Below are 26,313 nucleotides of genomic sequence, written 5' to 3'. Positions count from 1 at the left end.
GAAACTCATTATAGCAATTAAATGTCATCCTTCAATTCATAAAGCCTACTCATTGTGATAGTAAATTCCACCCATTGGGTGTTCTTTCATCCATTCCAAAAAACCATAGCTAAAATCAGGAGTTGGATGTTGCCTTTGAGCCCCATAAGAACTAATCTCAGACTTTAAAACTTTATTTTTCTCATCCACTTCATAAAAATGTTTTTTAATATCAAAATCTAAACGCCGATTAAAGGATAGTAGTTCGTCCTCATTAACGCAGATATCAGGTAGATCATATTTTGTATGACTCTCGTACCCCCAACCTAAAATAATTCTTTGTTGTGCCATAAGTAATGGGAGCTTAGCATCCAAACTACTCAATATATCTATATCAAGCTTTAATTCAATCTGCCAATGAATTTTTATTGATTGTAGTAATTCTTCTACAGGCTCGTTAGAGTAATTAAAAATTTCTAATATTAGATTGTCGATATTTTCTGTAAATTTACAATCCAGAATAATAATATTATTGTGAATTTTATTTAGAATATCAAATAAAATTAGCAAAGCTAATACATGTCTATTTTGACTACGGTTGAACTCCATTTTTAATTGAGCAATAAGCTCTTTATCTACATTTTCAAATGCCATTTCAAATAAATAACTAGGGACCTGGGCGAAATACAATGATGGAATATCTAAACAAAATTCAAAAATTTTACATAATAGATTTAAGTGAATATCAACATCAATCTTAGGCATCATTTGCATTGCTAAAGCTAAATAAGTTATATATTCACATGAATTAAGTTTTAGAATATTTTCTTTATTAGTTCTTTTTAATATGGATAACTCCACTAAGTCATTCTGTCTCTTACAATTCTCTATCGGTATAAGTAATTCTTTTGCATACGCATGACCTTCTAGTAACGCTAACATTGAGAGTGGACTTGAATACAGTAAATTTCCAAACTCATCCAAATAACAAATTTTAATAAAAACACCAATTTTTTCGTCATATCTTAGAGAGTAATTTATTTTTGAAAACTTATCATCCTCTCCTCCCTCATCGTAGTCAAAATTATGTAATGTAATTTCCGCATCGTTAATAGCTAAAACTTCTAAAGTTTGTTCATTTTGATATTTAAACCACCTATTTAACCTTATACTATATTGTAGTCCCCAAAGGGTAGTAGTAGAATCTAAAAAGTGTGTCGTTTCATGGACATACGTCTTGTATATTTCTAAATCATTGCCTTCTAATTCTTCTACCTCTTCTGTATTTATTATTTCTCCTGCTTGCTCGGTTGTCTTTTTAAATAAACCAGTATCTATTTCAATTAATTGAGTAAGAAAATCATAGCTACCAACGTTTTGTTTGTTAAAAATTTTTCTGCTCATTGCACCCTCCAATTAATTCTATTTAATTTGACGTATTTATCGAAAGTTTGGGTTCCATTATCTATATTGAAACCTGTAACTACTTTGGCAAAACGCTTGATGCTATATAAGGTATTCTAGAAAAACACTATCTATAATACATACCTTCCCCAGTCCTGTCTGTAATTGCATGTGCTAAGCCTCTGTCCGATAGATTTTGAAAAGTTTTATCATTGCTGTTTTGATAGTACGTGATTGTGCATCTGATAAGCTAGCGCTTCTCAAAATTGTTTGCAACTGCATAACCACCCCTAATTTAACAAATGTCGATTGTAACATTGCCTGTAACAACTCGTTGTCCCTATTCAATCATCCCCACTGGCGTTGTTGGCCTAACCCACCAGTGATAGCGTGTGCCAAGCTGCGATCTGACACGTTTTGGTTAATGCTGTCATTGCTGCTCTGTATCATGATCGGCTTGCTATTCCCGCCACTATCAAGGCGCTGTTTGATTTTTGGCATGTTAGGCACGCTTAACATAGGCGTTGATGGAAAATGCGCGGGGGCGTAACCAAGATCCTTGCCAGCTGGCGTGCTCGAATTAAAGATCATTGGTGTGTTGTCGCTAAAGTTGCTCTTAACGTCACCAGCGCCGCCTCTGTTGGGTGTCATCTTACCAACCTCAACGCCAAGCGCACTGCTATTATTTTTAGCCTTATTTGCCAGCGAACCTTTAACCTCCTTGCTTGCTTGCTGTTTTTGCGTGACAGCATCCTTAACGTTTTGAGCAATCTTACCAGTCTTTGCTTTAGCCTCGTCAATGATAGTGGTGTCTTCAATGGGCTTTAGCTGCTTATCGATTGCCGCTTTATACTGATCTCTGTACTGGTGGTGTTCTGCGTACTTAGGATCATCATAGCGCCAGCGTATGTAGTTACGGCCTAAAACTTCATTGGCTTTTCCATAGGACACATTAGGCTTATTTAAAAACTCTTTCTTAGTCCGACTATAACTAGGGTCTGTGTTGATTTCATTAACGGCAAATTTGGCTTGCTCGTTCAACGCCTCTTGTGACTGTATAATCTTGCCATTCTTAACCATGCCTTTAGAGTTTAAGTGCTTATACAGCTTTTTACCGCGTTCTTTTTGCCATGAGAACATACCTAAATTGTATTCGTTGTTAGCGGGGTCACTGTGTCCACCAAACAGGTATTTGTCTTGATAGCCGTTTTCGCGTCCAACCTCTGCCGTCATAGCTCTTGCTTGACCATCTGACAAGCCAGCATTTCTAAATGATTCATACACCATCATTTGATTTTTGTTTTGCTTTTCGGATAAATTGGCGGCGGTTGCTCCATTTGCTCCCGCATTGGTTGACGTTATGCCGTCCATACCACCATCAATAAAGTTACCAACATTGTCGATTGCGGCTGAGACTGTTGACAACGAGTTTTCATAGAAGTTACGAGCCGCGCCAGCCATGGTGGTAAAAAACGGCTTGATACCCTCGTTCCATGTGTCACTCATTTTCGCTGGCAAGTTATAAGCGGTAATAGCACTCGTCCAACTCTCAATATAAGGCGATGCAACGCCGCCAAGCCATTCGCCGCCCTCACTGCCAAGCCAGCCACCAACGACTGCGCCAACAGCTGTGCCGACCACTGGCACGACCGATCCAACAGTAGCGCCTATGACCGCGCCAGCACCCGCACCCGCCAGCCTACCCACACCCTCTGATTTGCCTTGATGATCGAGGCTATCCCAGTCCATAGCAAGACCAGCTGTGCCAGCGACCGCGCTAAGCACCCCTAGCATTTTTAGGCCGCCCATTTTCTTAAATAGGTTTTTAAGGCCGCCGCCACGACCACGGCCACCGCCGCCAAGCAAGCCGCCAAGTAAACCACCGCCGCCACCATTACCACGCTGTTTTCTAATGGCTTTTAGTATCTTATCCAGTAGTTTTTCATTTTCGTTGTTATGGCGTGATTGATCGTTTGGCAACGGTTCCCGCCGCTTCATCGCCTTTAATTTTGATACGCTAAATTTAACCCCGCGACCTGCCAGCTTTCCAATGCCGCTAATTGGGGATAAAAGATCTTTTGCCTCTCTAAAACTATCGAACAATGGATCAATGCCACTGGTATCACTACGGCCACCACTTAATGAGCCAAAACCCAGCTTTTTACGCTCGTTTTCGGACGCTGAGCTACTGCCCCCAGTGAAACGGCCTCTTGCGTCACGTTCGCGCCCTGCTGCGTCTGTGCTGGCGCGGGTATCCCTGTTAGGACTGCGCGTTCGACTGCTGGCATTGGCACTGTCACGGCTGATCGGTACGGTATCGCCACCTGCCTGATCACCACGTTGGTTGCGTCTTGCGGCACGAGCCTGATTACCGATGTTTTGAGTATTGCTGTTTGATTGCGTGCGCTGGCTGGCATTTGGTGCACGGCGGGTTATGCTGGCGGGTTCACCAGTAATGCGACTTGAGGATGAGGTGCGGCCACTGGCGGCGCGTTCTCGGTTGCTGTTAACGCTGCTCTGACTGCTGGCTTGATAGGTGGACTTTCTCACCGCCCTTGTTAGCTCAGTCATACGCGTATTAGCAATTTGATTTTGGCTCTTTAATATTTGGATGATCTCTTGCGTGTCATCGTGCACACGGTCGATACCATCGCTCATTTTATTAACGCCAACGATAAAGCCGCCAGCATCATAGTTTAGGTATGTCATGATCTATGCCTTATTTGATAATTCGGTCATTAGATTATGGCACTGCTAAGCGATACGGCGGTCTTGGTGTTCCTACTGGTCCAATTTAGAACTTCCTTAATCAACGTCTGTATAATCTACCTCATCAATGTCATTGGCGCCGCCCTCATTACCCTCATCATCAAGGCCAAAATCAGCGCTTGCTTCAGCTTCCTTGATCCGTTTTAAACGCTCATGTAACTCTGGTTTCAGTCGTTCGCGTGCTTCACGCTCTTTCTTATCAATATCACCAAGCGCCGCCAATGCACCCAAACGGCGGTCTTGATCTGATTGTTTGAAGTCGTCCGCTGTGATCCCGCATAACGGCATTTCAACTTCTGATATGGTTTTAAGCGCCATAGCCAAACTGGTAGTAGTTTCAGTCAAGGCTTTACTTAGAACCATGGCCTTTTGTACCTTTTGCGCGGCGGCCTCAACCTCTGCTGTTGGCTCATTTTTAGCGTTTTCGCCTATTTCAAAATCAGCACCGTAATTACCTGCCAGCGCCTCTTGCTCTATCCGATCCGCTTCATCTACCAAATCAGGGATACTCAACGTGATATCAAGCGCCTGATCAAATAACTTACCTAAATTAGCGTACCTACGCCGAGTCTTTACAATGATAGCGGCGCGGCCTTTGGCATCAATCACTACATTGTCGGCTATTTCACTAATCTTGCTTCCTGCTGCTTCCAATTCCTCCTCTGATTCCCTGTTTTGTGCTTTATTGGTTTTTGAGGGAATCAAAGTATTATTTTGCGATTCCTGCTTCCTAGATTGCTTGCTTCCTGCGTCCTCTTCCTGTGTTTTGAGGATATTTTTAGGCGATTTAACGAGGCTTTGCTTCGTCCATGCTTCCTTTCTTCGCCTTTTGCTTACCGAACCACTAGACTTTGGTGCATTATCCCCATAGGTTGTTTGTAGCTGGTCCAGTAATTCTCGGTCGGTTATTTCGGGTGTGTTCTCCCATATAAGTTTGGCAGCCGCCCATATCTCATCCCTTGAAAATTGATTACTCACGGCCAACCCCCACCATTTTTATATCATCGATTATCATTGGTGCCGGTAGCGGTATGCTGTACTGGTAGTGACGGTCACGGTCCTTTAGTAAACGGTGGCGGTCTTCACGATCAACACGCTCGGTGATCTGCATCATTTGCGTATCAATAGCTTGCGCTTGCCGTGCCTGTTTCACCTCTATTGATCTGACAACACGCATCACAGTACTAGCGGCCACGACTGTCTCAACACTGGCACTATCGGCCTTATGATCCTCTCTGACGATACTACATAGACGTTTTGAAGCATCTAGTAGCGCGGCATGGTCATTTTTACAGATCGACTTCACATGACTAACGATCACATCAGCCACGTTGCCTGTTAACATTTCAATAAGTGCATGCGACTGGTTAACAACGTGATTCACGGTACCCGCTAACATATCGATTTCAGGTTCTGTCGATAGGCCACATATATAATCTAATGATTGGCCGTAAAGGTCCTGAAATATAAGAAGATCAATAAGCGTTAAATCTTTTTTGCCATTCTCAATCTCACTAATACGATTTCGGTTGTTTGAGACACCCCACACAGCTTGCATGACCTCAGTTTGAGACATACCAGCATTGCGCCGCGCCGCTGCTAAATTTAAACCTACCGTGACGTTAATGTTTTTAATATCACGCCTTGTATATCCTGATCGTTTAGCCACTATTCCCCCTGAGCGTCATACATTGCAAAATACTGGCAATGTTCATATAATTAAGATGCTTAGCTACTCAGAACAAACTATGTATTCAAAAGCGTCAATGCTTCCAACATTGGCGCTTTTTATTGTCTAATTCTCATCAAGCTTTTTTACATAGATTTTAATTGCAAAGTTAGTATCAACCTCCTCACAATCTACCGTCCTTTAGATGGGTCCGATCAGTTTCATATATTTCGATACCGTATTTTTCTTTCATGTGCTTACTTTTATTGATGTAATCCTGCGTACGCGTGCCCTTAAAATCTTCTACCACTTCACAGCCGGTCCTGGTATCAATATAAACGAAATCGGCTTTATAGATCACCGCTCTAATTGCCTTGCCAGCCTCGTTTCTGCTTTTAGGAATGAGCTCATAAGGCACTTGTAAGCGTAAGTCTCTAATCCTACCGGCGCGCTCTTTTAGCTTTAAAAAAATATAGCGCTCACTTTCACCTTTGCTGTGAAACTTAATACCATCAACAATCGTCTTCACGTTGCCGTACTTACTTTTTTTGGTCGCTTGCTTGGTTGTCCATAGTTCAGATACTTTGTGCGCGTTGATCTTACCTACACTAGTGGAAGCTATATCTGTCCAGCTGATACCGCGTTTTTTAGCCAAAACCATATTCTCCTCTAATTGGTTTGTCGTTAGTTTTTATGCCCTTTCATTCTTCTATTACCGCCCAGCCAGCCTCATCACCAACAAACGCAGCAAAGTCACTGGCATTCATTTCATAAAAGTTGGTCAGCTCAATCCTATGTGCAAGAATCCATGCTTTATTAGCCACACGTATGATGTCTTCAAAAGTTAGCGGCTCTGGCTGCTCAAACAACAATGTGTCGTTAATTACTGTTGGCCATAAGTGTTCTGGCAATGTTGAGCGTGGCAAGCTTACTTTTACAAAAGCAACAAAATAGCGGTCTGGATGATTCTTTTTATATTCAATATCAGCCAGCTCTTTCGCTGTCTTTTGCTTGTTTAGCCAGCGCTCAAACTTCCAAGCGCCGCGCCCTAGTTCTATTTTTTCTGCCTGGTTCATAGATAGCTTTTGGTCTGAAGTGCTCATACCGCCTCTTTCATTTCTTCTAGCAACCTGTCATAAGCTGCTACTCGAGCTTCACCAGTCTGAACATATCGGTCTACATAAGCTTCAGTCTCAGGATTGGTCATACCAGGTAAAGGCATGCGCTTACAGCCATTCAAAAATAGTGGCATGTCATCATTGGCCTTAGCAGTCTCATGGCTTGGATGGTAAATAGGAGGCAAATCACTATCAAAGTCTGAAGCGTTTTTGGCAGTGGTACCGGTCCAGTCTTCGTTATCCGTGGTAAAACGGCCTTTCGCCTTTTCCTGACGTGCTTGAGTGATTTTTTGTTTATCTATCTCACCTGCTAACCACTTACGAAGTTTAGCTTTACGATTTGATTCAGTGATTATTGGATTGCCACGTAGAGCCTGCTCAGCGTAATGTGCTTTGAATTCTTCAATGTGTAACTCGTACTGGTCATCAGTCAGCTGCATCATCTTGCCGGCACGGAATAGTTCACCGCGCATCGTATCTATTGATGGCGCTATCCAGTTCTCGATATCATCTGCATGCTGACTACGTATCTGTTCAGCTTGGACTGGTACCTGAGCATTTAGGCGCTTTTGCTCTGCCAGCCTGATGTCTTCTTCTGTTTGCTGAGTCAGCTCAAAACTGTCCTCAAAAGAATCATCAACAGTCACTGGGCTTGTGTGTGTGCCCTCACTAACTGGTTGTTGGTTATTGGTTTCTAGTTCATGGTTACTAGTTATAGCGGTATTTTTTGCGTTACTAGCGTTACATTGCTCGTTACTGTGCGTTACAGATTTCGTTACACCACTTGTAACGTTACTTGTTACATCATCAATGTGTGTTGCATATAGCTGCTTTAGATCAGCAGCTTTAATACCCTTCTCAACCGACACACCTATATTAGTGAGGCTTTCAATCATCAACTTACGCTCTTGACGGAACTTACGAATACGCTCTGCGCTGGTCATTGGTGTGTCATCAGCGTTACATGTAACGTTACAAGCATCGTTACTTGGCGTTACACCTTGCGTTACATCATTCGTTACAGCGTTACGCTTGCCGTTACTGTCGGCGTTACGGTTTTGGTATTTATAGTTTTTAACTTCTCTATCAATACGATGGTGGTGATGACGCTTGCCACGTTTGACAAAGAATTCATCAAGTACGTATTCAAGCATTGTGCGATATTCAGGCGTGGTACATAGCAGACGACGTGCCAATCTATCCATGTCTGAGGTGTCGATAGCTTGTTCGCTGTGATAGTACATGTCTATCAAGTCACGATAGATAGCACGCTCAGGTAACGACAGGTGACGTGCTGAGTTATTGAAGTCAGCAGGATTGAACATATAAAAATGCATTAGGCCACTCCTTCACTCACTAGACGCTCAATAATCCATGCTTCACCGCGCTTGGTAAATAGTGCTTGCGAGTAGCCTTGATCAGTCTGTTTAACTTCGCCCAAGCCTTTGTCAATAAACCATTGCTGAAATACACGTGAACGCTTCACAGCTCTGTTATAAACACCAAGTTCATCGAGAACTTTGTTCATTGCAACAGCTGATAGACGCACCTTTTGAGCAACTTGGGTAGCATTAAGTAGGCCTTTTCGCTCAACCACATTGTCATAGTGCAGAACTTTTGGCGCGTTTTGCTCAATCTGTAACGCTTGGTTTGCTGCTAGCTGCAGAGCTTCAGCGAAACTTTGTGGGATCACTGGCGCATTTGCTTTCGCCTCTAGCTCTCTCCATCTGTCTATAAGCGCACCGGTAAACTCAGGTGATAACTGTGCTACGACTACAAGACTATCGCGCTCACCTTGATCACCTGTAAAAACATAAACCTGTGTTGTGCGAGGACGGCCCATAGTATCCTGAGTATATTCATCCTCAATTTGAGGTTGGACAATCACGCCAGTTTTGACGACTGATTCAATAGTGCGCTTCACGTTATCGTGACGCTTATTAACCAGGTCAGCTATTTGCTGGCTGGTCATTCTTTTATCAGTGTTTTGCCTTAAGATATTCATAGTGCTATACTCCAATTACAGGTTTAGCTTTATTGAAGCCCTAATCAGTTGCAGCTGATTAGGGTTTTTTATTGCCTTGATTTTTCCGCAAGTGCGGATTGTCTTTAGCATGTTTGCGCTTGACGTGGTTCTTGAGCGATTGAAGTGAAGACATCGCTTTCTGTATTTTCGGTAGCAGACTGTCAAGCTCATTGCAGCTTATGCGTCCATCTTCCAGCGCCTTGTGCATTTCAGTCATCACGTCGCCTTGACATGCTGACGCTGATAATGCCGTCATGATCAATTCATCCTTTGTTGCTTCCACAGTTACTTCGCAGTAAACCCCACCCAATCGGCTGGCCATCGCTTGGATGATTGAATGATCACCAGTGAATTCCATAATCGTCAGCGCCTCATCTAGTCTCAGATGATGAGTATCGCAATTAGGATTAACTTTGCTGTTCAGCACATTGCTAGACATACCCATGCGTGCGGCAATTGCGGTTGATCCGCCATGCTGAGTGTTGTGCACTGTCTTATGTGCTGCATCTATTACGTCCATCGTGTTGCACCTATCTATAAAAACGTTTTGTTAAGCCCTATATTTTTGTATCTTTTGATATAGGGTTAGGCTGGTTCTGGTTCGATCTGCTGTTGTGGTTGTGGTTTAAATCTATCTTTAATTTCGTCTACTGAGATTTTTGAAAGATCTGAAAGATTTTGCGAATAATTAGTTTCGCTAGTGAATTCAGTGCGCGGTAAAGAACCCTTTTTAGCCCATTTATAAATAGCGCGGACACTTAAGCCTGTTTTTTCTGCTACGGCAGGTACACCACCACATTCATCATCAATAAATAGTTTTAGTAAAGTCGGTTGCATATTTATGATTCCTATTTTAAGAACAATTGGTTCATATTAACAGGTACTGACTTTTCATTCAATAGGAAATACAATTGAACAAATGGTTCATAAGGAATAAGCACATGAATAGTTCAGATGACGCAAAGACAGCATTTGCAAAAAGGCTGAACGACACTTTGACTGAAAAAGGTTATACGCAAAGAGGCAGTGCCCAACGTCTCAAGCGAGAGGCGAAGTTCACCATTTCTGACAGAGCTATAAATAAATGGCTAAAAGCTGAGACACTGCCGGATCATCAAAATATAGAAGTGTTAGCTAAGTTTCTTGGCGTGAACTTCAATTGGTTGGCTGCTGGACAGGGCGAAAAGATAGTGAAGCAAAATAAGTCTGACCTTCCTCAGCAACTAACAGAGCTTGAGAGCATAAAAAGTAGCAATACAGTGCAAGTTTCTGATGACGCCAGCGGAATGATAGAAATACCCTTATATGGTGTTTATTTTTGTTGCGGGCATGGCGACACTAACTGTGAGTTTCAGGAAATAAAAGGTACTCGCAGATTTCCACCTTCTTTTTTCAGAGAAAGAAATATACAGCCTGAAAACTTTAAATTGGTTTGTGCGTCTAATGGCAGCATGGCGCCATATATTAATGATAAAGACGAGGTAGGTCTTAATTTAGCATCAAGGGAAGTGCATGACGGTAAGGTGTATGCCATATTATTAGATGGCGATAGAATGTTTAAACAGATATTTAGAGAAGCTGGCGGTGCATTGAGACTGCACAGTTTCAATTCTGACTATCCTGACCGTCTAGTGACGGCTGAAAATCATAGCAGCTTGATAATCGTTGGCGAACAAGTTTATAGAGCGGGTTAAATATGTCGAATACTAATGACTGGGCTTACATGTGGATATGCCACTTTCTGAAGTTTGCTAAGCCAGTCGATACACTGCCTTTAGGTTGGTGCGTATATCGTGAAGCAGTAGATTTCGAATAACACAAGGATGTGATGAATGAAAAATTTAATACTCGCCGCTGCACTATCTGTGTTCGCTTTATCGTCCAATGCCGGCGTTACTACGATAGACAATCCATTTCAAAGCAATACAGTTCTGAAGGAATCTGTTGAAGTGGATCACCCTCTATTCGCTAAGGGTGCTGGTGGTGCTCAATGCAAAGGCTTACCTAGTACCTGCGGCCAAATGGCCAATTGTGAGCAAGCTAAGCAGGCATTGGAGTGTGGTAACAAACGACTAGATAGAGACAAAGACGGAGTACCATGCGAGTCAATATGCCCAGGTGGTTAATCATTTCAACAGCCCTATCAGTAGCTGCATGCTCTCCTGCTCAAGATGATAGCTACGCTCGACAGTTTGTTTCTGGTGGTGTTGCGGTGCATGAAGCGTTCTGGGCCGTTGATCATGATACGCCCTATCCGTTCACTACAGATGGTGAAATCTCATGTGTCTATTATCCAGATTTTGGCATTGAAGTGTATTTTCAACCTTTCGGCTATATCGAAGACTCTTCTATTGGTACGCCGCTTAATAAGGCAGCTGCAGAGTCTCTGAAGAAAGATGGCATGATCCCAAACGTGCCATACAGTATTAAAGAAAGTGCTGATTTGAGTGAGGCTGTAGAGGTTGGGTTGAAGGCGTGTGACAGACACGATACCTAATAAAAAATAGTTTTATTTGAAGAAACAATGGTTGAAATGATTTCTTGTAATATAGCTTTTCATAAAAGATCTTATTAATGAGTCATAAGAGAATACTTTAAGACTTCATATCAAAAATGATAACTGGAGAAAAATGTGCCTAATAAAATAGTTAGATTGTTAGATGTGAATTGCTATCGTAACTTTAAGGGATGGATTACAGATAAAAATAATCTTAATCCAGTATTTGTTGCTAGTTTTAAACATCCCAGTGAAGCTAAAGCTATTGATATGTATGGGAAGATATATCCTTTAGATTTTGCTGATAGATCGTTGTTTAACGAAATCGTAGGCTATTTAATGGCCAACGCTCTTGGAATTCCGCAGCCAAAATACGCCTGTATTGCATTGATTCCAACTCAAGACATTGCTGCAAACGATAGCGTTGGATTTTCTAAATCTGAGTTGGGAAAAAGTTTTTTTGATAATGAATTCTACCCTATTTTCTGTACCTCCAAAATTGACAAAAGTGAAACTGCCTTCGAATACCATACACGTAGCAAAAAGTTAATAGAGGAACTTGCAAAATGGTCACATATAGGTGATACCATAGCAATGGATAACACTATCGCACACGTCGATAGGCATATGGGAAATTTACTTAGAACAGGTAAAGCGAAATACCATGTTATTGATAACGATATATTAGTATGTAAATACTCTGCCTATGGCTGGCTAACCAGCGATTTAGATGTGAATAGGAAGTATAAGAATCAGCTTTTTGATATCGCAAAAGACTATATGCCTCAAAAAGAATTTTCTAAAATTCGTAGTAGTATGATCCATGAATGTAACAAGCATTCCAATGCTATCGTATCGATAGACAAAGAGGTAAAGAGTTGGATGAATTCTATATATGACTCAAATTCATCAGATTATATTGAATTTCTAGATTTCTTAAACAAGAGAGCGGATAATGCATTTGAACAAGCAACATCCAGAGCGGAACTATTAATATGAATACGTCATGGCTGAGTTTACTTAACAGCAGCGAAAACAGTGACTTGATATCAGGAAGCTGGTTTACTGTGCGGTTTATGCCCGACAGAATTTCGGGAGAGATATTTAACATTGGAGTAGTTTTCGTAGATAAAGATAGCAAATGTCATTATAGGATTCTGGAAACTACAGATGCCTTTCAATGTTTGTTTGGTACAATTGGGGCTGCAAATATTAAGTTTCTGCTTGATATAGTTGAAGAGATGCTTACGAATAACAACTACACAATTACGCCCTCTCCTCACATAATCTATTCAAATTATCAAACAGCACGAGGTGAAAGTGTTGAAGAAATATTAGACGACTTGTACAGATCAATGGTATCGCTAATATGTAGAGATGAAAAAAAACCAAAGAAAAATCAAACTATTGGTACAACTCAGCTACGCCAGAAAGTATTTAATCAAATTGAGAGTAAAAGAAAAGGAATGAAGGATAAAATTTATAATCCAGAGCCTTTTTTGATTAAAAATGCTAGTAATCCAAAGGAAATGTTAGTAGACATGCCCATTTCTAAATATAGCTTAGAAGATTCCACTACTAGAGCAGAGTACTACGGTACGATTGTTTCAGCTGCTTACTTAGATGATATTCATCGTCGATACAATATTGATTATGTTGGATGTACTAATGTCGCAAACTGTTGTGAGATTTTAGGAAAATCCATTAAAGCTAGTATAATTATTTATGTACCGCCTGTAGATGACATAATATTCACAGAAGCAGTTCAAATAAATATTCAAAATGAATTGGACAAGTGTTTATATTCTTTGGAAAAGATGAATAAAGATGGTTTCGATATTGATATTCAAATGGCCCACTCCTCCGAAGAATGTGTCCACAAAGTGTTAGAATTTGTCGATTAATGAATACATGTTGAATTGAAAACCCACTTCATAGTGGGTTTTTCTATATTCCGATCAGATTAAAGTAATTATCTGTTTATACTTAGGGCTTAACATCTTCATTAATTAGTGGATAACTGTTAGATTCGAAAAATACCAAATCTAAGTCGCTCCTATGCAATATTGCTTTTAAATCCTGTACTCTCTGTTCTTTATCAGACTTAGATTCTCCCGAATAAATTGATACTGCAACTCTTGTAAGATTGGTGTTTTTCTTAATAGCGTTTACAAGATGGTTATCATAATCTTGATCTAAAGAATGTCCAACCACTATTAAAGAACCTTTAATTTCAGAGAAGGTTTGATAGCAAAATGTTAAATAGCTATTAGATAGGATTTTATTCAGTTTATACTCACTTTTACCCTCAGAAACATACACAGGTATTTTAGTGTTAATTCCTTCGTAGTTGAAATCTTCACTCGATGGCAAGGAGTTTGACGTGTGACCAATTTTAGAAACTGCTCCTACCAAGTCTTGTTGCAAATGCAAAGCTCCATGCAAGTAGTAAAACCCTATTTTTTTTCCATAGATACTTGTATCTTGCGGATCAAACAAACTATTACTGTTCCAAAAGAAATCTGCAATCTTATTAGATGGCAAGCTGCTGTATGACGACCAATACAAAATTAAGTCATAACATGTGGTGAATATTTTTTCAAAAATCTCAAGCTCTTTCCCAATTTCTTCTTTTTTAACATCGGAATAATTAATATGTACAGCTTCAACGGTATTAAAGAGATTATCTTGGACCGTCTTATAAAGATCTAAATATTCTTGTAGATCATCTTCACCAATAGATTTTTTTACTAAAATAGCATATGCCAAAGCTTTTAAGACTTCTTCAAAGTTAACTGTCTTAAGATCTTCAAATATCCCTATTATCTGCTCACTTAAAACTGGCTTAATTGCATTTTTTTTTGAGTATTCATAAAGCGATTTATATGAATATCGATTACAAATATTCAGACTAAATCCGTTACCAAGCAACAAATTATCCCAACCGCTACTTTTTATATCATCCCAATTCTGTATCAAATCCCTTACTCCTCAGCTTTTTCCAGTTTATTATGTTAGTAATGACTTCTTTGAACTTTCTGTAAAAACGCTGATAATAGCTTCATAGCAATAGCCTTAATAGGTAGATGACGTGAGCTTAGAATGTATCACCGCCCTATTCTATTAGCAATAATTATCTTACTTATGTTTATTTCTATAAAGAATTATTAAATCACAACTCTAGAGCCCGCCTTGAGCGGGTTTTTTTGTGCCTAATAATACATATTGGTTCTTATTTAAAGATTAATTGGTTCATATTATAGTTGACATAAAAGAACCATAGGTTCATAATTAGTTCATAAGCTAGTAATGACCTAGCCGAAATTATCTAGTAGCACCAAATTTTAGACAATAAAAAGCCCCTTCTCGACTGGACATCTAAAGGGGCTTTACTCAACAAGGAGTGAAAGGATTATGGCACAACATTTCGCACTACTCAACCAAATAAAGTCAGGCGGTGCACATATCGTCGCAGGACTGGCGGTAGGTATGTCACTTGTAGTAGTTGGCAACATCACTGGCTGCAACAGCTACCTTCTCAGCCAAGCCGAGCAAGACGTAGCGACATCAACGCTTGAGCCGCGCATGAGCTCAATCGATAGCCCTGAGCTAATAGAGTTCAGAGAGCAGAACGCTCACGCCAATCAAAAACTCGCTGAAATGCGCTTATACGCTGCTGGAGGCAACCAATGAACTTACATATCAAACTAAACCTGAACTCAGTGCGTAAATATCCTGACGGTACGTTTGGGGCCCAAGTGATCACGTCAGATGCAGATGACAATCAAGCTTTCTATGCCTGCAAAGTTAAACGCACTGCTCCATTTGAAGTAGAGCTTGATCGCAGTAATGTTCATGAATTCATCGATAGCCGCTGGCAGACTACCACTGTCAATGATGCACTCGCTACGCAGCTGACAGGCTCAATGTGTAGGTTTGTATCGTCATATGCTCATCTGTTTACTAAAGACGTTTCTGAAGGCAGAGACGGAAAACAGTTTGGCATGTGGACTGATGCAGTTGTCGCTATTGCTGATAAAGGTGGCAAGCATAAGTTAAAAATAGGCGACAAGATATTTGAATCCAAAGATGCTATCTCTCTTTTAGGTAATGGTCAAAACGTTATTGAGTACCGCCTAATAGGAGACTCGCTACGTATTCTTAGCCTTAACTTAGCTGATGACCCTTACCTATTAAAACGCCTTCAAAAGCAGTTTTATGTTGCTAAAGAAAGGTATGAGCGTGTTAGGAACAGCAGACCAATCGGTGGTGGTTCTTGGGCAGATAATCAAAATGCGCGTAAAGAGTTCGGTAAGTCTCGTTACGACCATCGCGAACTTCAACGTGATAGAGCTTAGAGATTTAGTAGACAGCTATCTCAATCTCTTTCATCGAATGTACCTCTCTGCTCTCAATGTAAAGCAAAAACAATCTAATAACTGATGATACAAACCGCTTAGTAACGATAAAGACTGCAAATAGGTATTAGGAGTTGATCATGAATCATAGTAGAAGAAAATTAATAGATGAAGCTTACACTGCGAATGTGCGCTGTGAAAAAATGATACCGATTTATATGTGCTTAGCCGACACGCTTAGCGAAGACTTAACAGACGCTATATTTGGTTGTAATGACGTTTGTAACTTACTCCAACTACCTAATGATATAGAAGGTGATGACTGTATTGCTGAAGAGCTGCAGCGTAACAGTAAAGTTGGTTACCTCGCACAATTTGCTACCCCTACCCCTCATAACTTTTCATCGGATGGTAGTGTTTGCTTTAGCGATTGGGGATGGTGTCAGACTAAATGGTTTTATGCTGATGATATTGGGAATCTTGAGAGCCCAGCGATCAGTTGGGCCCACACACACTTTGAAGAATGCAAGGCTAGAGCGACCAGTTACGGATAAAGAATAGCTGATTGTTATACCACATGACTTGAAGAAGCGATACATAAGCCCTTCTTCAGTTGGGATAATTAATTGTAAGAGTATTGAAGACAAAGGAGATTGAAATGATAGGTAGGTATTACACCACAGGCGACATCAAGGAAATATTTGGCTGGGAATCCAATACGACAATTCATCGCAAGCGTGATGCCGGCTTTTTACCACCACCTGATCTTGAAGGACGGCCTAATAAATGGTTAAAGGTTAAGATCGATGCGCTAGTAAACGATACTAACAAAAACAAAAATGACGCCTAATTGCGTCATTTTTTGTTTATACAGTATAATAAACAGTATCCATGAAAATAAATTTAATTAATTATAATTAAATCATATATTTATATAATAATTTCGAGTCTTGGTGGGCGCACCAACAAACATTGTCAAAAGTAATCAAAAGACCTCACAACCTACCAGTTGCGGGGTTTTTTAATGTATTAGCATATCGCATCATAACATTGCATAACTTACGATACATTTTCATACAGCATACCTGCAAAACACAAAAAAGCCTTTCAAGCTTTATACTTAATAGCTTGAAAGGCTTTTTCGATCGCATATTTTTATCTAGGTAAGCGTTTTAATATTAGGATTTGCTTACCGTTTAGAGCCGCTCTTACTCTAGGTTCAACATCGATTTTGCCACGGCTTCTGCCACTTTAATGCCATCAATTCCTGCTGATAATATGCCACCTGCGTAGCCAGCACCCTCGCCTGCTGGGAATAAGCCTTTGGTGTTAATGCTTTGGAATTCTTTATTACGTTTAATACTGATTGGTGACGATGTTCTGGTTTCTACGCCAGTTAATAAGCCATCATCAGATGAAAATCCTTTGATTTTTCTATTAAACGCTGGAATGGCTTCACGTATGGCATCCACGGCAAAGTCAGGTAACGCTTTGCTTAAGTCAGTTAAGGTAATGCCGGGAGTATAAGACGGTTTTACATCGCCCAATTCTGAGTCTGGTTTTCCTTTTAAGAAATCGCCAATGGTTTGCGCTGGTGCACTGTAGTCTTTTCCGCCTAATTCAAACGCTAAGGTTTCTAGTTGTCTTTGTAATTCGATACCAGCAAGAGGATGGTTTGGGTAATCTCGCTCTGGGTCGATACCTACCACAATAGCACTGTTGGCATTACGCTCGTTCCTTGAATATTGGCTCATGCCGTTAGTGACAACACGGCCTTCTTCTGATGCGGCGGCAACCACGGTTCCGCCTGGACACATACAGAAGCTATAAACAGAACGACCATTTTTGCAGTGATGAACCAGTTTGTAATCCGCAGCGCCAAGTATTTCGTTCCCAGCATTGTCACCAAAGCGTGCTTGGTCTATGGTTGACTGTTTATGTTCAATCCTAAAGCCAATTGAAAAAGGTTTTGCTTCAACATACACGCCTTTATCATGGATCATTTGGAAGGTATCGCGCGCGCTATGACCAACAGCAAGAACAACATGGCTGGTTTTTAAGGTTACGCCAGTATTAAGGGTCACGCCTGTTACTTTTGAGTCAGTGATATGCAAGTCATCTACACGAGTCGCAAAACGAACTTCCCCACCAAGCGCTATGATCTCGGCACGCATTTTTTCTACCATGGTCACTAACTTATAAGTACCTATGTGCGGTTTACTGACAAATAAAATCTCATCTGGTGCGCCGGCTTTAACAAACTCGGTCATGACTTTACGGCCATAATGATTTGGATCTTTCACTTGGCTATATAGTTTGCCGTCAGAAAAAGTACCCGCTCCGCCTTCACCGAATTGTACGTTTGATTCAGTGTTTAATTTACGCTGACGCCAAAAACCAAAGGTGTCTTTGGTGCGTTGTCTGACTTCATTACCACGTTCAATGATAATAGGTTTAAAACCCATTTGAGCAAGGGTAAGTGCTGCTAATAAACCACAAGGTCCAAAACCAATAACAACAGGACGCTCAGTTAAATCTTTTGGCGCTGTACCTACATATTTGTAGCTGGTGTCTGGTGTTGCTTTAACATGGTTGTCTGACTCAAACTGAACCAGTAAATCATTGGTTAAATCCGAGTCGGTCAGGGTGATGTCTAGCGTATAAATTAATTGGATATTTCTTTTATTACGAGCATCATAACCACGTTTAAACATCACAAATGACGCCATTTGCTCAGCAGAGATTTTAAGTTTTGTCGTTATCGCAGTCGTTAAATCTTCAGGTGCATGATTTAATGGCAATTTAATTTCAGTTAAACGTATCATTGGTTACTCATAAACTCGTGTAGAAAACAGTCTCGCATTTTACTGGTACTGGTACAAATAAGCGAATAAATATTTTACTTACGCAGGGTGAATTTACGGTTTCTTCAGCATAGATCAGCATCCTATTATAAAAACTAAATGTCAGACTTCATCCCAAGCTAGCTACCAAGCCTAATGGCTAACGTGCTTTAGCTAAAAAAAACCTCCCTTTAGTTAAGTTGACATCATTTAGTACGTTTGCTTCTTAATTTCCTTCTGTTCACACTTCCTGAACTCAAAAAAAAACATCGCTTCTGATGTCATCATTTTTTATACCGCTTTAGCATTCCTTAACCAGACATAAATGGTGCATAGAAAATCATAAAAACCAATTATGGTGCACAAAAGTGCCCTAGCTCCTGATAAAGACCAATATTGGTGCATTTGTCTAGTATTTTATATTGGCATAGATATTGAAGTATTAATAATAGTTAGGAATGGCTCGTTCACTCGGCCTACCATGCTGCTACTTTATCTTTCTGGAGAAATATATGTCTTTATTGCCAACGCTTATCACTGCTACTCCTATAAGTACAAATTATCGTATCGACTCAAAATTGACATCACGTTTGTCTCTACTAGCAGTAGCCGTTGTCGGCAGCTTAAGTCTTATGGGTTGTCAAAAACCTGCGGAAACCAGTGCAGAAACCAATTCTACCGCCACAAAAACGGACACCTCTGAGACGGCTGCTACCACTGCGGCAGATGGTGACACCATCAAAGTTGGTATCTTGCATTCTTTATCTGGAACGATGGCCATCTCTGAGACGTCATTAAAAGATACGGCGCTCATGACCATTGATGAAATTAATGCCAATGGCGGTGTGTTAGGTAAGCAGCTAGAGCCAATCGTCGTAGATCCCGCTTCTGATTGGCCGTTATTCGCTGAAAAAGCGCGTCAGCTGTTAACCCAAGATAAAGTGGATGTGATATTTGGGGGTTGGACGTCGGTGTCACGTAAGTCTGTGCTACCTGTCGTTGAAGAACTAAATGGCCTCATGTTCTACCCCGTGCAGTATGAGGGTCAAGAACAGTCAGAAAACATTTTCTACACTGGTGCTGCACCAAACCAACAAGCTATTCCTGCCGTTGAATACTTAATGAGTCCAGAGGGTGGTAGTGCAGAACGCTTTGTCTTACTTGGGACAGATTATGTTTATCCTCGGACTACTAACCAGATACTGCGGGCTTTCTTAAAATCTAAAGGCGTCGCTGAAACAGATATCATGGAAGAGTACACCCCTTTCGGTTTTAGCAACTATCAGACCATCGTTGGCAATATTAAAAGCTTCTCTACTGGTAAAAAGACGGCGGTTATCTCTACCATTAATGGGGATTCAAACGTACCTTTTTATCGTGAGCTTGCCAACCAAGGTATTAAAGCCTCTGATATCCCAGTCATGGCATTCTCAGTGGGAGAAGAAGAGCTTCGCGGTATCGATACCAGCTTATTGCAAGGGCATTTGGCGTCATGGAACTACTTTATGTCGGTTAAAAATCCTGTCAACAGCGACTTCACTAAAAAATATAAGAAATATGCGCTGGATCATAAGCTACCCAATGCTGACAAGGTCGTGACCAATGATCCTATGGAAGCCACCTACGTGGGTATCAATATGTGGAAACAAGCAGTCGAAAAAGCTGGTACGACTAATGTTGATAAAGTGCGTATTAGTATGGGAGGTCAGACTTTTGATGCGCCATCAGGGTATACATTGAAAATGGATGAGGAAAACCATCACTTATGGAAGCCTGTCATGATCGGTCAAATCCGTGCCGATGGTCAGTTCGATGTGATCAGCAAAACGCCAAAAGTCATTCGTGCTGAGCCATGGAGTCAGTACATTCCTAAATAAGGTGTTGTCACCTAAACCGCAATCCTTAGCCCCTTAATGGTATCAAAACCAGCAACCCTTTAGCTCCTCTACTGATAAAACAGTTTTTAGTAGAGGTTAAAGGAGTGTTGACTGCAAAAAAGGAACCATCATGTCACATTACCCTTCCTATTATAAAAGTGACGCGCCAGCCAATTATTTTAACAAGACTTTTATCATCGCCTTACTATCTTTACTCCTCCTCATTGCTATCACATCAGCTGCTCATGCTCACGAGACGCCAGTAGTACACAGCCACGAGCGCGATGAGGCAGTATCTACTAATACTATGGCAGCGACATCCAATGCTGTAAGTGAAGAGACCTTACTTGCTCAAAACAAGCAGTCTGTAACGACATCAGCTGATCTTGCGATAAGTAAAGGGGATGCTATCGAACAGTTCGTTGCTGCTGACTTCACCAAGCGCCAAACCATGCTCAATCAGTGGCCGGGGTCAGTTGAGAGTTTGGATACTTTAGTTGAGCTGATAAAAAACGATGAGCTATACCAAGGTAATGGTGGGCAAACTTATCTACTTAACAGCGAAGATGAGCTATTTACTTATCCTGCTAAGCAGCTGACCACCGAGTGGCCGAGTGACTTGGCGCAAGTGACTTTGACCAATACGCTACGCTCAGCCTTAGTCTTTGGACAAGCCAAGGTTAAGCTTGAGTCAAACGATCCTACGCAACGTTTACAGGCAGTCGCCATCTTAGCGGACAATATCGAACAGCTAGATCCAGCACTCATAAGTACTGCTGCCACTAATGAGCAAGACGACGACGTCAAAACAGCGTTGAGTACTTTACAAGCAAGAATTGATTTTAGAGATGGCGACGTCACTACCCAAATTGCCGCGCTTACCGTGCTTGCTGATAGCGATAGCCCACAAGTATTAGTGGATGTTAAAAAAGCATTGGCGGCAGATGATATCGATCCTGTGCTCAAATCTGCGCTGTTAGACGCTGAGGATAGTATTGAGCAGCGCATTACCATCAGTACTTGGATAGGTCATCTGTTCACGGGGCTTAGTACGGCAAGTATCTTACTACTGGCGGCATTAGGGCTTGCCATTACCTTTGGTCTGCTTGGGGTCATCAATATGGCTCATGGTGAGCTCATTATGATTGGTGCTTACGCCACTTATATGGTGCAAAATCTCTTTCAAGCATATTTTCCTAGTATGACTGGATGGTATCTGGTTGCTGCTATACCCGTCGCTTTCTTAGTCAGTGCCATTATCGGCATGATTATTGAACGAATCATTATTCGCCCGCTTTACGGTCGTGAGCTTGAAACCTTACTAGCAACCTTCGGTGTCAGTCTGATTCTTATGCAGTTGGTTCGGATGATATTTGGCGCGCAAAACGTCGAAGTCAGCAATGTCGACTGGTTGAGCGGTGCCTATCAAGTCTCCTCGAGCCTTGTGCTTCCCTTCAATCGTATCGCTATTATTGGCTTTACCATCATTATTCTTATGCTACTGGTGTACTTACTGAACAAGACTCGTTTCGGGCTATTTGTGCGCGCTGTGACTCAAAACCGGCAAATGGCACGTGCAGTGGGTATCTCCTCTGCTCGCATCGACATGTTGGCTTTTGGACTTGGCTCAGGCCTCGCAGGTCTCGCTGGCTGTGCTTTGGCGCAAGTAGGCAATGTCGGACCCGACTTAGGTCAAACTTATATTATTGATGCGTTCTTAGTCGTCGTGGTTGGCGGTGTTGGGCAAGTATGGGGCGCGGTATTGGCATCTTTAGGTCTTGGTGTCAGTGGTACGGTGCTTGAAATTGGCATTGGTGCTGTGATGGCTAAGATTGTGTTACTGGTTCTTGTGATTTTGTTTATTCAAAAACGTCCACAAGGTTTATTTGCCCTCAAAGGCCGTTTTGTGGATTAAGGAGAACCTCATGCGTTTGACTCAATTATTATCTGATTCCCCACGTAATGCCATTCTGATTGGTTTGTGTTTTTTAGTGCTACTGATATTGCCTTGGCTCCATTTACTACCTGAAACCTCTAGTTTTCACCTGTCTGCTTACTGGATAACTTTGATTGGTAAAATAATGGCGCTCGCCATGGTAGCACTGGCTTTAGACTTGGTCTGGGGCTATGCCGGCATTCTAAGCTTAGGTCATGGTCTTTATTTTGCGCTAGGAGGCTATGCTTTTGGTATGTACTTGACGCGTGAAACTGCTGGCACGGGCTTGCCAGACTTTATGCGTTTCTTAAGTTGGACAGAGCTACCGTGGTATTGGGCAGGCACTCAACATTTCTGGTGGGCGATGGCTTTAGTGGTGCTAGTTCCCGGTCTGGTCGCTTTTATCTTTGGCTATTTTGCTTTTCGCTCAAAAATTAAAGGGGTTTATTTTTCGATTATTACTCAGGCCATGACCTACGCGGCAGCTTTACTGTTTTTCCGTAACGAAACAGGCTTTGGTGGTAACAATGGCTTCACAGGTTTTACGACGCTATTAGGTTATGACATCACGGCCTCTTCAACGAGGGCTGTGCTGTGCTTTACGACTGCTTTGGCGCTGCTACTGTCCTATCTTGGACTACGCTATCTGATGAGCCAACCTTATGGGCGCGTGCTTGGTGCCATTCGTGATAGTGAGAATCGTTTGCAGTATTTAGGCTATCGCACGCTTTGGTACAAGCTTTCAGCTTGGGTGTTGTCTGCAGTCATTGCTGGTATCGCTGGTGCTCTATATGTACCGCAAGTTGGTATCATTAATCCAGGTGAGATTAACCCCGTCAACTCTATCGAGATGGCAGTATGGGTGGCTGCTGGAGGTAGAGGTTCATTAATCGGTGCCATTGTAGGCGCTGGTACAATTAATGTGATTAAAACGTATTTTACCGTCGCCTATCCGGAGTTTTGGTTACTTATTCTAGGCGGATTATTTGTAGTGGTTACTATATTTCTCCCTAACGGCATCATTGGTGTACTCGATCGTTTTAAGAAGGAAAAAGAATAATGTCAATAATATGTAATAATGCTGCTTCCCAAAAAACAGCTAACAATGCGCTTATTAAAAATAAAAATGATCCTAGTATACATAAGCCAATGGGAAATCATGACAATACAAATAACATAACGATTGCAGAAACCAAGCCTACCCGACCAGTCACTAGTTTGGCTGAAGATTATGGGAATAGCGGTGGCTTGGCGCACCCTGTTTCTAAATCAGGTCCAGATATGAGACATGGGATTGCGCTATATTTAGAAGGCGTTAGCGTGTGGTTTGACTCGTTTCGTGCACTCAATGATTTGTCTTTATACATTGAGGCGGGCGAGCTACGCTGCATCATTGGTCCTAATGGTGCAGGTAAGACGACTTTAATGGATGTTATTACGGGTAAAACGCGCCCGACCACAGGTAGCGCATTTTTTGGTCAAGTACATAATTTAGCCAAACTATCTACCGAAGAAATAGCGGAAGCAGGCATTGGCCGTAAGTTTCAAAAACCCACCGTATTTGAGAAATTTACCGTACTTGATAACTTAATGCTGGCTGCACCAGAGGACAAACGGGTATCGAAAAGCTGGTTTACTCGTATTGACGCAGAAATCCAAGATACCCTTGACTCAACGCTTGATCAAATACGCCTAAAAGAGCTGATTAACAAGCCAGCAGGATTATTGTCTCATGGTCAAAAACAGTGGCTAGAGATTGGAATGTTACTGATGCAAAGACCAAAACTTATCTTACTTGATGAACCAGTAGCAGGCATGACCGATGCCGAAACGGAACATACTGCTGAGTTATGTCTACGCCTTAAAAAGAATCACACCTTAATCGTAGTTGAACATGACATGACTTTCATTGATGCCATAAGTGAAAAAGTAACGGTCTTAGCAAATGGCGCTATTTTGGCTGAAGGCACGTTGAGTGAAGTACAGAATAATGAGGCCGTTATTGAGACCTATTTAGGTCGATAATTGATAGTAGTGCTTAGAAATAGACCTAAAAAATAGAGGTGCTTATATGTTAGAAATCAATGCCATAAATCAATATTATGGTGGCAGTCACATATTACGTGATGTCACCCTCGCCGCCCCTGTAGGAGGATGTAGCGTGGTACTTGGTCGTAATGGCGTCGGTAAAACCACCTTGCTTAAATGCTTGATGGGCATCCTACCAATAAAATCAGGTGAGATTTTATTAGACGGTAAGGATATTAGTCAGATGACGCCTGAGCAGCGTGTGCGCGCAGGACTCGCTTATGTGCCGCAAGGACGCGATATATTTTCCACCTTGACCGTTGAAGAAAACATTCTGATTGGAATGGCGAAATTCTCTCAACGAAAAGCAAGCAAAGTACCCAAACACTTGTATGATATATTTCCAGTGCTAGACGAAATGAAGCATCGCCGCGGTGGCGATTTATCAGGCGGTCAGCAGCAGCAACTTGCTATTGCTCGTGCGCTTGCATCAGAGCCTCGAGTACTAGTACTTGATGAGCCGACTGAAGGTATCCAACCGTCCATTATTAAAGACATTGGTAGAGTCATTCGTAGTCTTGCTAATAAAGGCGATATGGCAATTGTTTTAGTCGAGCAGTTTTATGATTTTGCAGAAGAGCTTGCCGATAACTATACCGTGCTCTCTAGAGGACGAGTGGTAGCTCAAGGGGCTGGATGTGACATGGCAAAAAACAATATTCAAGAGTTGGTGGCAATCTAAAAGGACACTTTATAAAAGGGAATACAATTTTGACTTGGCAATCCTCACTACAGCTCCATTTCGACTGCGCCTCTACTGCTGCAAAAACTCGGCTGTGTCATCGTGCCCATACTGGCGCACTCATGGTGCAGCGCGCGCTGTATCCTGAGCCTGATAGTACTGATAACAGCCAAGCAGGGATTTGCCATATTTATGTGTTGTATCCTCCTGCTGGTATTGCTGATGATGACCGCTTAACATTGGAATTTGACCTACACTCTAATAGCCATGCGGTGATTACTACTCCTGGAGCTGGAAAATGGTACGGGCAACGCAAATCGTTACGATCCTCTAGACCTAGCGACTCATCAAAATTTAATAACGGTACTCAATCGGCAAACAGCAACACTTCTAACGACTGTTTTAATGATGTTATCAGCGCAGAACAGCATATCGACGCCCGCCTCGATGACCACGCTGTCCTTGAATGGCTACCACAAGAAAGCATTTATTACGATCATTCTGTCTCTACTGCCAATAACCGCTTTTATTTAGCTAAGACGGCAAGTTTATTGACTTGGGATATTGCTGTGTTCGGACGTCAAGCGTATCAAGAGACTTTTTCTAATGGTCATTATGCCAACCGCTTAGAGATATGGCGTGAGGGCAGTTTATTGGTCAGTGAATGCACCTCCCAGCCAGCCAATACGCGCTGGTTTACCTCACCATTAGGACTGAACAATCAACATGTGCACGGCTCTTTTTGGGCAATACCTAGCACAGAGGTCATTGCACCTGAGTTACAAAATAATCCGCTCAAGCTTGGTCAATATTTAGATGCCACTATCACCGAGATACGCAGTCTCATTGATACGCAGTCACTACCCATTCACTGTACTCACAATTTTCAAGGTATCAACTGCCGTTATTTAGGAGCAGATGTGCGTGTCTGCTTTGAGGCTTTTTACCAAATTCGCGAGCTTATCAGGTCTAAATGGTACATGCTTGAACCTCATCGACCGAGAATTTGGGACACCTAATATTATACATATGCTCCTACATACTATCATCCTTAAACCGTGCTGAAT

The 26,313-nt window shown here is 41.6% G+C and carries 27 protein-coding genes; 15 read left to right on the top strand and 12 right to left on the bottom strand.

Annotated elements, in window-relative coordinates:
* Window positions 1-45 precede the first annotated feature (45 nt).
* The 10 genes from Q6344_06685 to Q6344_06640 form a co-directional block, all read right to left on the bottom strand.
* A complete protein-coding gene (locus Q6344_06685; GenBank protein WLG15012.1) occupies window positions 46-1,383 on the bottom strand; it encodes a hypothetical protein in 1,338 nt (445 codons plus the stop codon).
* 348 nt (window positions 1,384-1,731) lie between these two features.
* On the bottom strand, window positions 1,732-4,092 hold the full coding sequence (locus Q6344_06680) for a hypothetical protein (protein WLG15011.1): 2,361 nt from the start codon (window positions 4,090-4,092) through the stop codon (window positions 1,732-1,734).
* A gap of 96 nt (window positions 4,093-4,188) precedes the next feature.
* On the bottom strand, window positions 4,189-5,130 hold the full coding sequence (locus Q6344_06675; protein WLG15010.1) for a hypothetical protein: 942 nt from the start codon (window positions 5,128-5,130) through the stop codon (window positions 4,189-4,191).
* Window positions 5,123-5,821, bottom strand: a complete 699-nt coding sequence (locus Q6344_06670) for a helix-turn-helix transcriptional regulator (protein WLG15009.1) — start codon at window positions 5,819-5,821, stop codon at window positions 5,123-5,125. The genes Q6344_06675 and Q6344_06670 overlap by 8 nt, the downstream gene beginning before the upstream one ends.
* Window positions 5,822-6,005: 184 nt before the next feature.
* Window positions 6,006-6,482 carry a DUF1064 domain-containing protein gene (locus Q6344_06665; GenBank protein ID WLG15008.1) on the bottom strand — a complete coding sequence of 159 codons (477 nt, stop codon included), beginning with the start codon at window positions 6,480-6,482 and terminating at the stop codon, window positions 6,006-6,008.
* A gap of 40 nt (window positions 6,483-6,522) precedes the next feature.
* Window positions 6,523-6,924 carry a hypothetical protein gene (locus Q6344_06660; protein ID WLG15007.1) on the bottom strand — a complete coding sequence of 134 codons (402 nt, stop codon included), beginning with the start codon at window positions 6,922-6,924 and terminating at the stop codon, window positions 6,523-6,525.
* A complete protein-coding gene (locus Q6344_06655) occupies window positions 6,921-8,276 on the bottom strand; it encodes a YdaU family protein (GenBank protein ID WLG15006.1) in 1,356 nt (451 codons plus the stop codon). The genes Q6344_06660 and Q6344_06655 overlap by 4 nt, the downstream gene beginning before the upstream one ends.
* Window positions 8,276-8,944, bottom strand: a complete 669-nt coding sequence (locus tag Q6344_06650; protein WLG15005.1) for a phage antirepressor KilAC domain-containing protein — start codon at window positions 8,942-8,944, stop codon at window positions 8,276-8,278. The genes Q6344_06655 and Q6344_06650 overlap by 1 nt, the downstream gene beginning before the upstream one ends.
* Before the next feature lie 58 nt (window positions 8,945-9,002).
* Window positions 9,003-9,485: a phage regulatory CII family protein gene (locus Q6344_06645; protein ID WLG15004.1), complete on the bottom strand. Its 483-nt coding sequence runs from the start codon at window positions 9,483-9,485 to the stop codon at window positions 9,003-9,005.
* A 65-nt stretch (window positions 9,486-9,550) separates the two neighbouring features.
* Entirely contained in the window at window positions 9,551-9,802 is a 252-nt protein-coding gene (locus Q6344_06640; protein ID WLG15003.1) for a hypothetical protein, read from the bottom strand.
* 104 nt (window positions 9,803-9,906) lie between these two features.
* Between Q6344_06640 and Q6344_06635 the strand changes: the two genes are divergently transcribed.
* The 5 genes from Q6344_06635 to Q6344_06615 all read left to right on the top strand — a co-directional run bounded on the left by Q6344_06635 (window position 9,907) and on the right by Q6344_06615 (window position 13,366).
* Window positions 9,907-10,659 carry a S24 family peptidase gene (locus Q6344_06635; GenBank protein ID WLG15002.1) on the top strand — a complete coding sequence of 251 codons (753 nt, stop codon included), beginning with the start codon at window positions 9,907-9,909 and terminating at the stop codon, window positions 10,657-10,659.
* Window positions 10,660-10,797: 138 nt separating this feature from the next.
* Complete coding sequence (locus Q6344_06630; GenBank protein ID WLG15001.1) at window positions 10,798-11,091, top strand: excalibur calcium-binding domain-containing protein; 294 nt, start codon at window positions 10,798-10,800, stop codon at window positions 11,089-11,091.
* On the top strand, window positions 11,076-11,462 hold the full coding sequence (locus Q6344_06625; GenBank protein WLG15000.1) for a hypothetical protein: 387 nt from the start codon (window positions 11,076-11,078) through the stop codon (window positions 11,460-11,462). The genes Q6344_06630 and Q6344_06625 overlap by 16 nt, the downstream gene beginning before the upstream one ends.
* 135 nt (window positions 11,463-11,597) lie before the next feature.
* Complete coding sequence (locus tag Q6344_06620; GenBank protein ID WLG14999.1) at window positions 11,598-12,461, top strand: hypothetical protein; 864 nt, start codon at window positions 11,598-11,600, stop codon at window positions 12,459-12,461.
* Window positions 12,462-12,538: 77 nt separating this feature from the next.
* Window positions 12,539-13,366: a DUF3037 domain-containing protein gene (locus Q6344_06615; GenBank protein ID WLG14998.1), complete on the top strand. Its 828-nt coding sequence runs from the start codon at window positions 12,539-12,541 to the stop codon at window positions 13,364-13,366.
* Window positions 13,367-13,448: 82 nt separating this feature from the next.
* On the opposite strand, the gene Q6344_06610 is transcribed toward Q6344_06615, so the two are convergent.
* Window positions 13,449-14,441 (bottom strand): DUF4917 family protein, encoded by a 993-nt coding sequence (locus tag Q6344_06610; protein WLG14997.1) that lies wholly within the window; start codon window positions 14,439-14,441, stop codon window positions 13,449-13,451.
* Between the two features lie 435 nt (window positions 14,442-14,876).
* Here Q6344_06610 and Q6344_06605 point away from each other — a divergent pair, with 435 nt between their 5' ends.
* The 4 genes from Q6344_06605 (at window position 14,877) to Q6344_06590 (ending at window position 16,670) form a co-directional block, all read left to right on the top strand.
* Window positions 14,877-15,155, top strand: coding sequence for a hypothetical protein (locus Q6344_06605; protein WLG14996.1), 279 nt, complete (start codon window positions 14,877-14,879; stop codon window positions 15,153-15,155).
* Entirely contained in the window at window positions 15,152-15,820 is a 669-nt protein-coding gene (locus Q6344_06600; protein WLG14995.1) for a hypothetical protein, read from the top strand. The genes Q6344_06605 and Q6344_06600 overlap by 4 nt, the downstream gene beginning before the upstream one ends.
* Before the next feature lie 140 nt (window positions 15,821-15,960).
* Entirely contained in the window at window positions 15,961-16,374 is a 414-nt protein-coding gene (locus Q6344_06595) for a hypothetical protein (protein ID WLG14994.1), read from the top strand.
* Between the two features lie 104 nt (window positions 16,375-16,478).
* Window positions 16,479-16,670, top strand: coding sequence for a hypothetical protein (locus tag Q6344_06590; GenBank protein WLG14993.1), 192 nt, complete (start codon window positions 16,479-16,481; stop codon window positions 16,668-16,670).
* Between the two features lie 358 nt (window positions 16,671-17,028).
* Here Q6344_06590 and Q6344_06585 read toward each other — a convergent pair whose 3' ends face one another.
* On the bottom strand, window positions 17,029-18,645 hold the full coding sequence (locus Q6344_06585; GenBank protein ID WLG14992.1) for an NAD(P)/FAD-dependent oxidoreductase: 1,617 nt from the start codon (window positions 18,643-18,645) through the stop codon (window positions 17,029-17,031).
* Window positions 18,646-19,229: 584 nt separating this feature from the next.
* On the opposite strand from Q6344_06585, the gene urtA reads away from it, so the two are divergent.
* From urtA to Q6344_06555, 6 genes are all read left to right on the top strand, one after another.
* Entirely contained in the window at window positions 19,230-20,540 is a 1,311-nt protein-coding gene (gene urtA, locus Q6344_06580; protein ID WLG15166.1) for an urea ABC transporter substrate-binding protein, read from the top strand.
* Window positions 20,541-20,670: 130 nt separating this feature from the next.
* Window positions 20,671-22,455: an urea ABC transporter permease subunit UrtB gene (gene urtB / locus Q6344_06575; GenBank protein ID WLG14991.1), complete on the top strand. Its 1,785-nt coding sequence runs from the start codon at window positions 20,671-20,673 to the stop codon at window positions 22,453-22,455.
* 10 nt (window positions 22,456-22,465) lie between these two features.
* A complete protein-coding gene (urtC, locus tag Q6344_06570) occupies window positions 22,466-23,536 on the top strand; it encodes an urea ABC transporter permease subunit UrtC (GenBank protein WLG14990.1) in 1,071 nt (356 codons plus the stop codon).
* Window positions 23,536-24,501: an urea ABC transporter ATP-binding protein UrtD gene (gene urtD, locus Q6344_06565; GenBank protein WLG14989.1), complete on the top strand. Its 966-nt coding sequence runs from the start codon at window positions 23,536-23,538 to the stop codon at window positions 24,499-24,501. Before urtC ends, urtD begins: the two co-directional genes overlap by 1 nt.
* 46 nt (window positions 24,502-24,547) lie before the next feature.
* The gene (gene urtE / locus Q6344_06560) at window positions 24,548-25,246 is read left to right on the top strand and encodes an urea ABC transporter ATP-binding subunit UrtE (protein ID WLG14988.1); all 699 of its coding nucleotides are present in this window, start codon (window positions 24,548-24,550) and stop codon (window positions 25,244-25,246) included.
* Between the two features lie 29 nt (window positions 25,247-25,275).
* On the top strand, window positions 25,276-26,265 hold the full coding sequence (locus Q6344_06555) for an urease accessory protein UreD (protein WLG14987.1): 990 nt from the start codon (window positions 25,276-25,278) through the stop codon (window positions 26,263-26,265).
* Window positions 26,266-26,313 lie beyond the last annotated feature (48 nt).

Origin of the sequence: Psychrobacter cibarius, from assembly GCA_030686115.1 — a bacterium.
Lineage (GTDB): Bacteria > Pseudomonadota > Gammaproteobacteria > Pseudomonadales > Moraxellaceae > Psychrobacter > Psychrobacter cibarius_C.
This window is presented reverse-complemented; position numbering and strand designations above follow the sequence as displayed.

What these genes read in the sequence shown, in the direction of transcription:
- urtC (WLG14990.1), top strand. Translation starts at nt 22,466, where the DNA reads ATGCGTTTGACTCAATTATTATCTGATTCCCCACGTAATGCCATTCTG.
- urtE (WLG14988.1), top strand. Translation starts at nt 24,548, where the DNA reads ATGTTAGAAATCAATGCCATAAATCAATATTATGGTGGCAGTCACATA.
- Q6344_06585 (WLG14992.1), bottom strand. Translation starts at nt 18,645, where the DNA reads ATGATACGTTTAACTGAAATTAAATTGCCATTAAATCATGCACCTGAA.
- Q6344_06645 (WLG15004.1), bottom strand. Translation starts at nt 9,485, where the DNA reads ATGGACGTAATAGATGCAGCACATAAGACAGTGCACAACACTCAGCAT.
- Q6344_06615 (WLG14998.1), top strand. Translation starts at nt 12,539, where the DNA reads ATGCCCGACAGAATTTCGGGAGAGATATTTAACATTGGAGTAGTTTTC.
- Q6344_06650 (WLG15005.1), bottom strand. Translation starts at nt 8,944, where the DNA reads ATGAATATCTTAAGGCAAAACACTGATAAAAGAATGACCAGCCAGCAA.
- Q6344_06635 (WLG15002.1), top strand. Translation starts at nt 9,907, where the DNA reads ATGAATAGTTCAGATGACGCAAAGACAGCATTTGCAAAAAGGCTGAAC.
- Q6344_06630 (WLG15001.1), top strand. Translation starts at nt 10,798, where the DNA reads ATGAAAAATTTAATACTCGCCGCTGCACTATCTGTGTTCGCTTTATCG.
- Q6344_06595 (WLG14994.1), top strand. Translation starts at nt 15,961, where the DNA reads ATGAATCATAGTAGAAGAAAATTAATAGATGAAGCTTACACTGCGAAT.
- Q6344_06590 (WLG14993.1), top strand. Translation starts at nt 16,479, where the DNA reads ATGATAGGTAGGTATTACACCACAGGCGACATCAAGGAAATATTTGGC.
- Q6344_06655 (WLG15006.1), bottom strand. Translation starts at nt 8,276, where the DNA reads ATGCATTTTTATATGTTCAATCCTGCTGACTTCAATAACTCAGCACGT.
- Q6344_06685 (WLG15012.1), bottom strand. Translation starts at nt 1,383, where the DNA reads ATGAGCAGAAAAATTTTTAACAAACAAAACGTTGGTAGCTATGATTTT.
- urtB (WLG14991.1), top strand. Translation starts at nt 20,671, where the DNA reads ATGTCACATTACCCTTCCTATTATAAAAGTGACGCGCCAGCCAATTAT.
- Q6344_06640 (WLG15003.1), bottom strand. Translation starts at nt 9,802, where the DNA reads ATGCAACCGACTTTACTAAAACTATTTATTGATGATGAATGTGGTGGT.
- Q6344_06605 (WLG14996.1), top strand. Translation starts at nt 14,877, where the DNA reads ATGGCACAACATTTCGCACTACTCAACCAAATAAAGTCAGGCGGTGCA.
- Q6344_06625 (WLG15000.1), top strand. Translation starts at nt 11,076, where the DNA reads ATGCCCAGGTGGTTAATCATTTCAACAGCCCTATCAGTAGCTGCATGC.
- Q6344_06660 (WLG15007.1), bottom strand. Translation starts at nt 6,924, where the DNA reads ATGAGCACTTCAGACCAAAAGCTATCTATGAACCAGGCAGAAAAAATA.
- Q6344_06680 (WLG15011.1), bottom strand. Translation starts at nt 4,092, where the DNA reads ATGACATACCTAAACTATGATGCTGGCGGCTTTATCGTTGGCGTTAAT.
- Q6344_06665 (WLG15008.1), bottom strand. Translation starts at nt 6,482, where the DNA reads ATGGTTTTGGCTAAAAAACGCGGTATCAGCTGGACAGATATAGCTTCC.
- Q6344_06600 (WLG14995.1), top strand. Translation starts at nt 15,152, where the DNA reads ATGAACTTACATATCAAACTAAACCTGAACTCAGTGCGTAAATATCCT.
- urtD (WLG14989.1), top strand. Translation starts at nt 23,536, where the DNA reads ATGTCAATAATATGTAATAATGCTGCTTCCCAAAAAACAGCTAACAAT.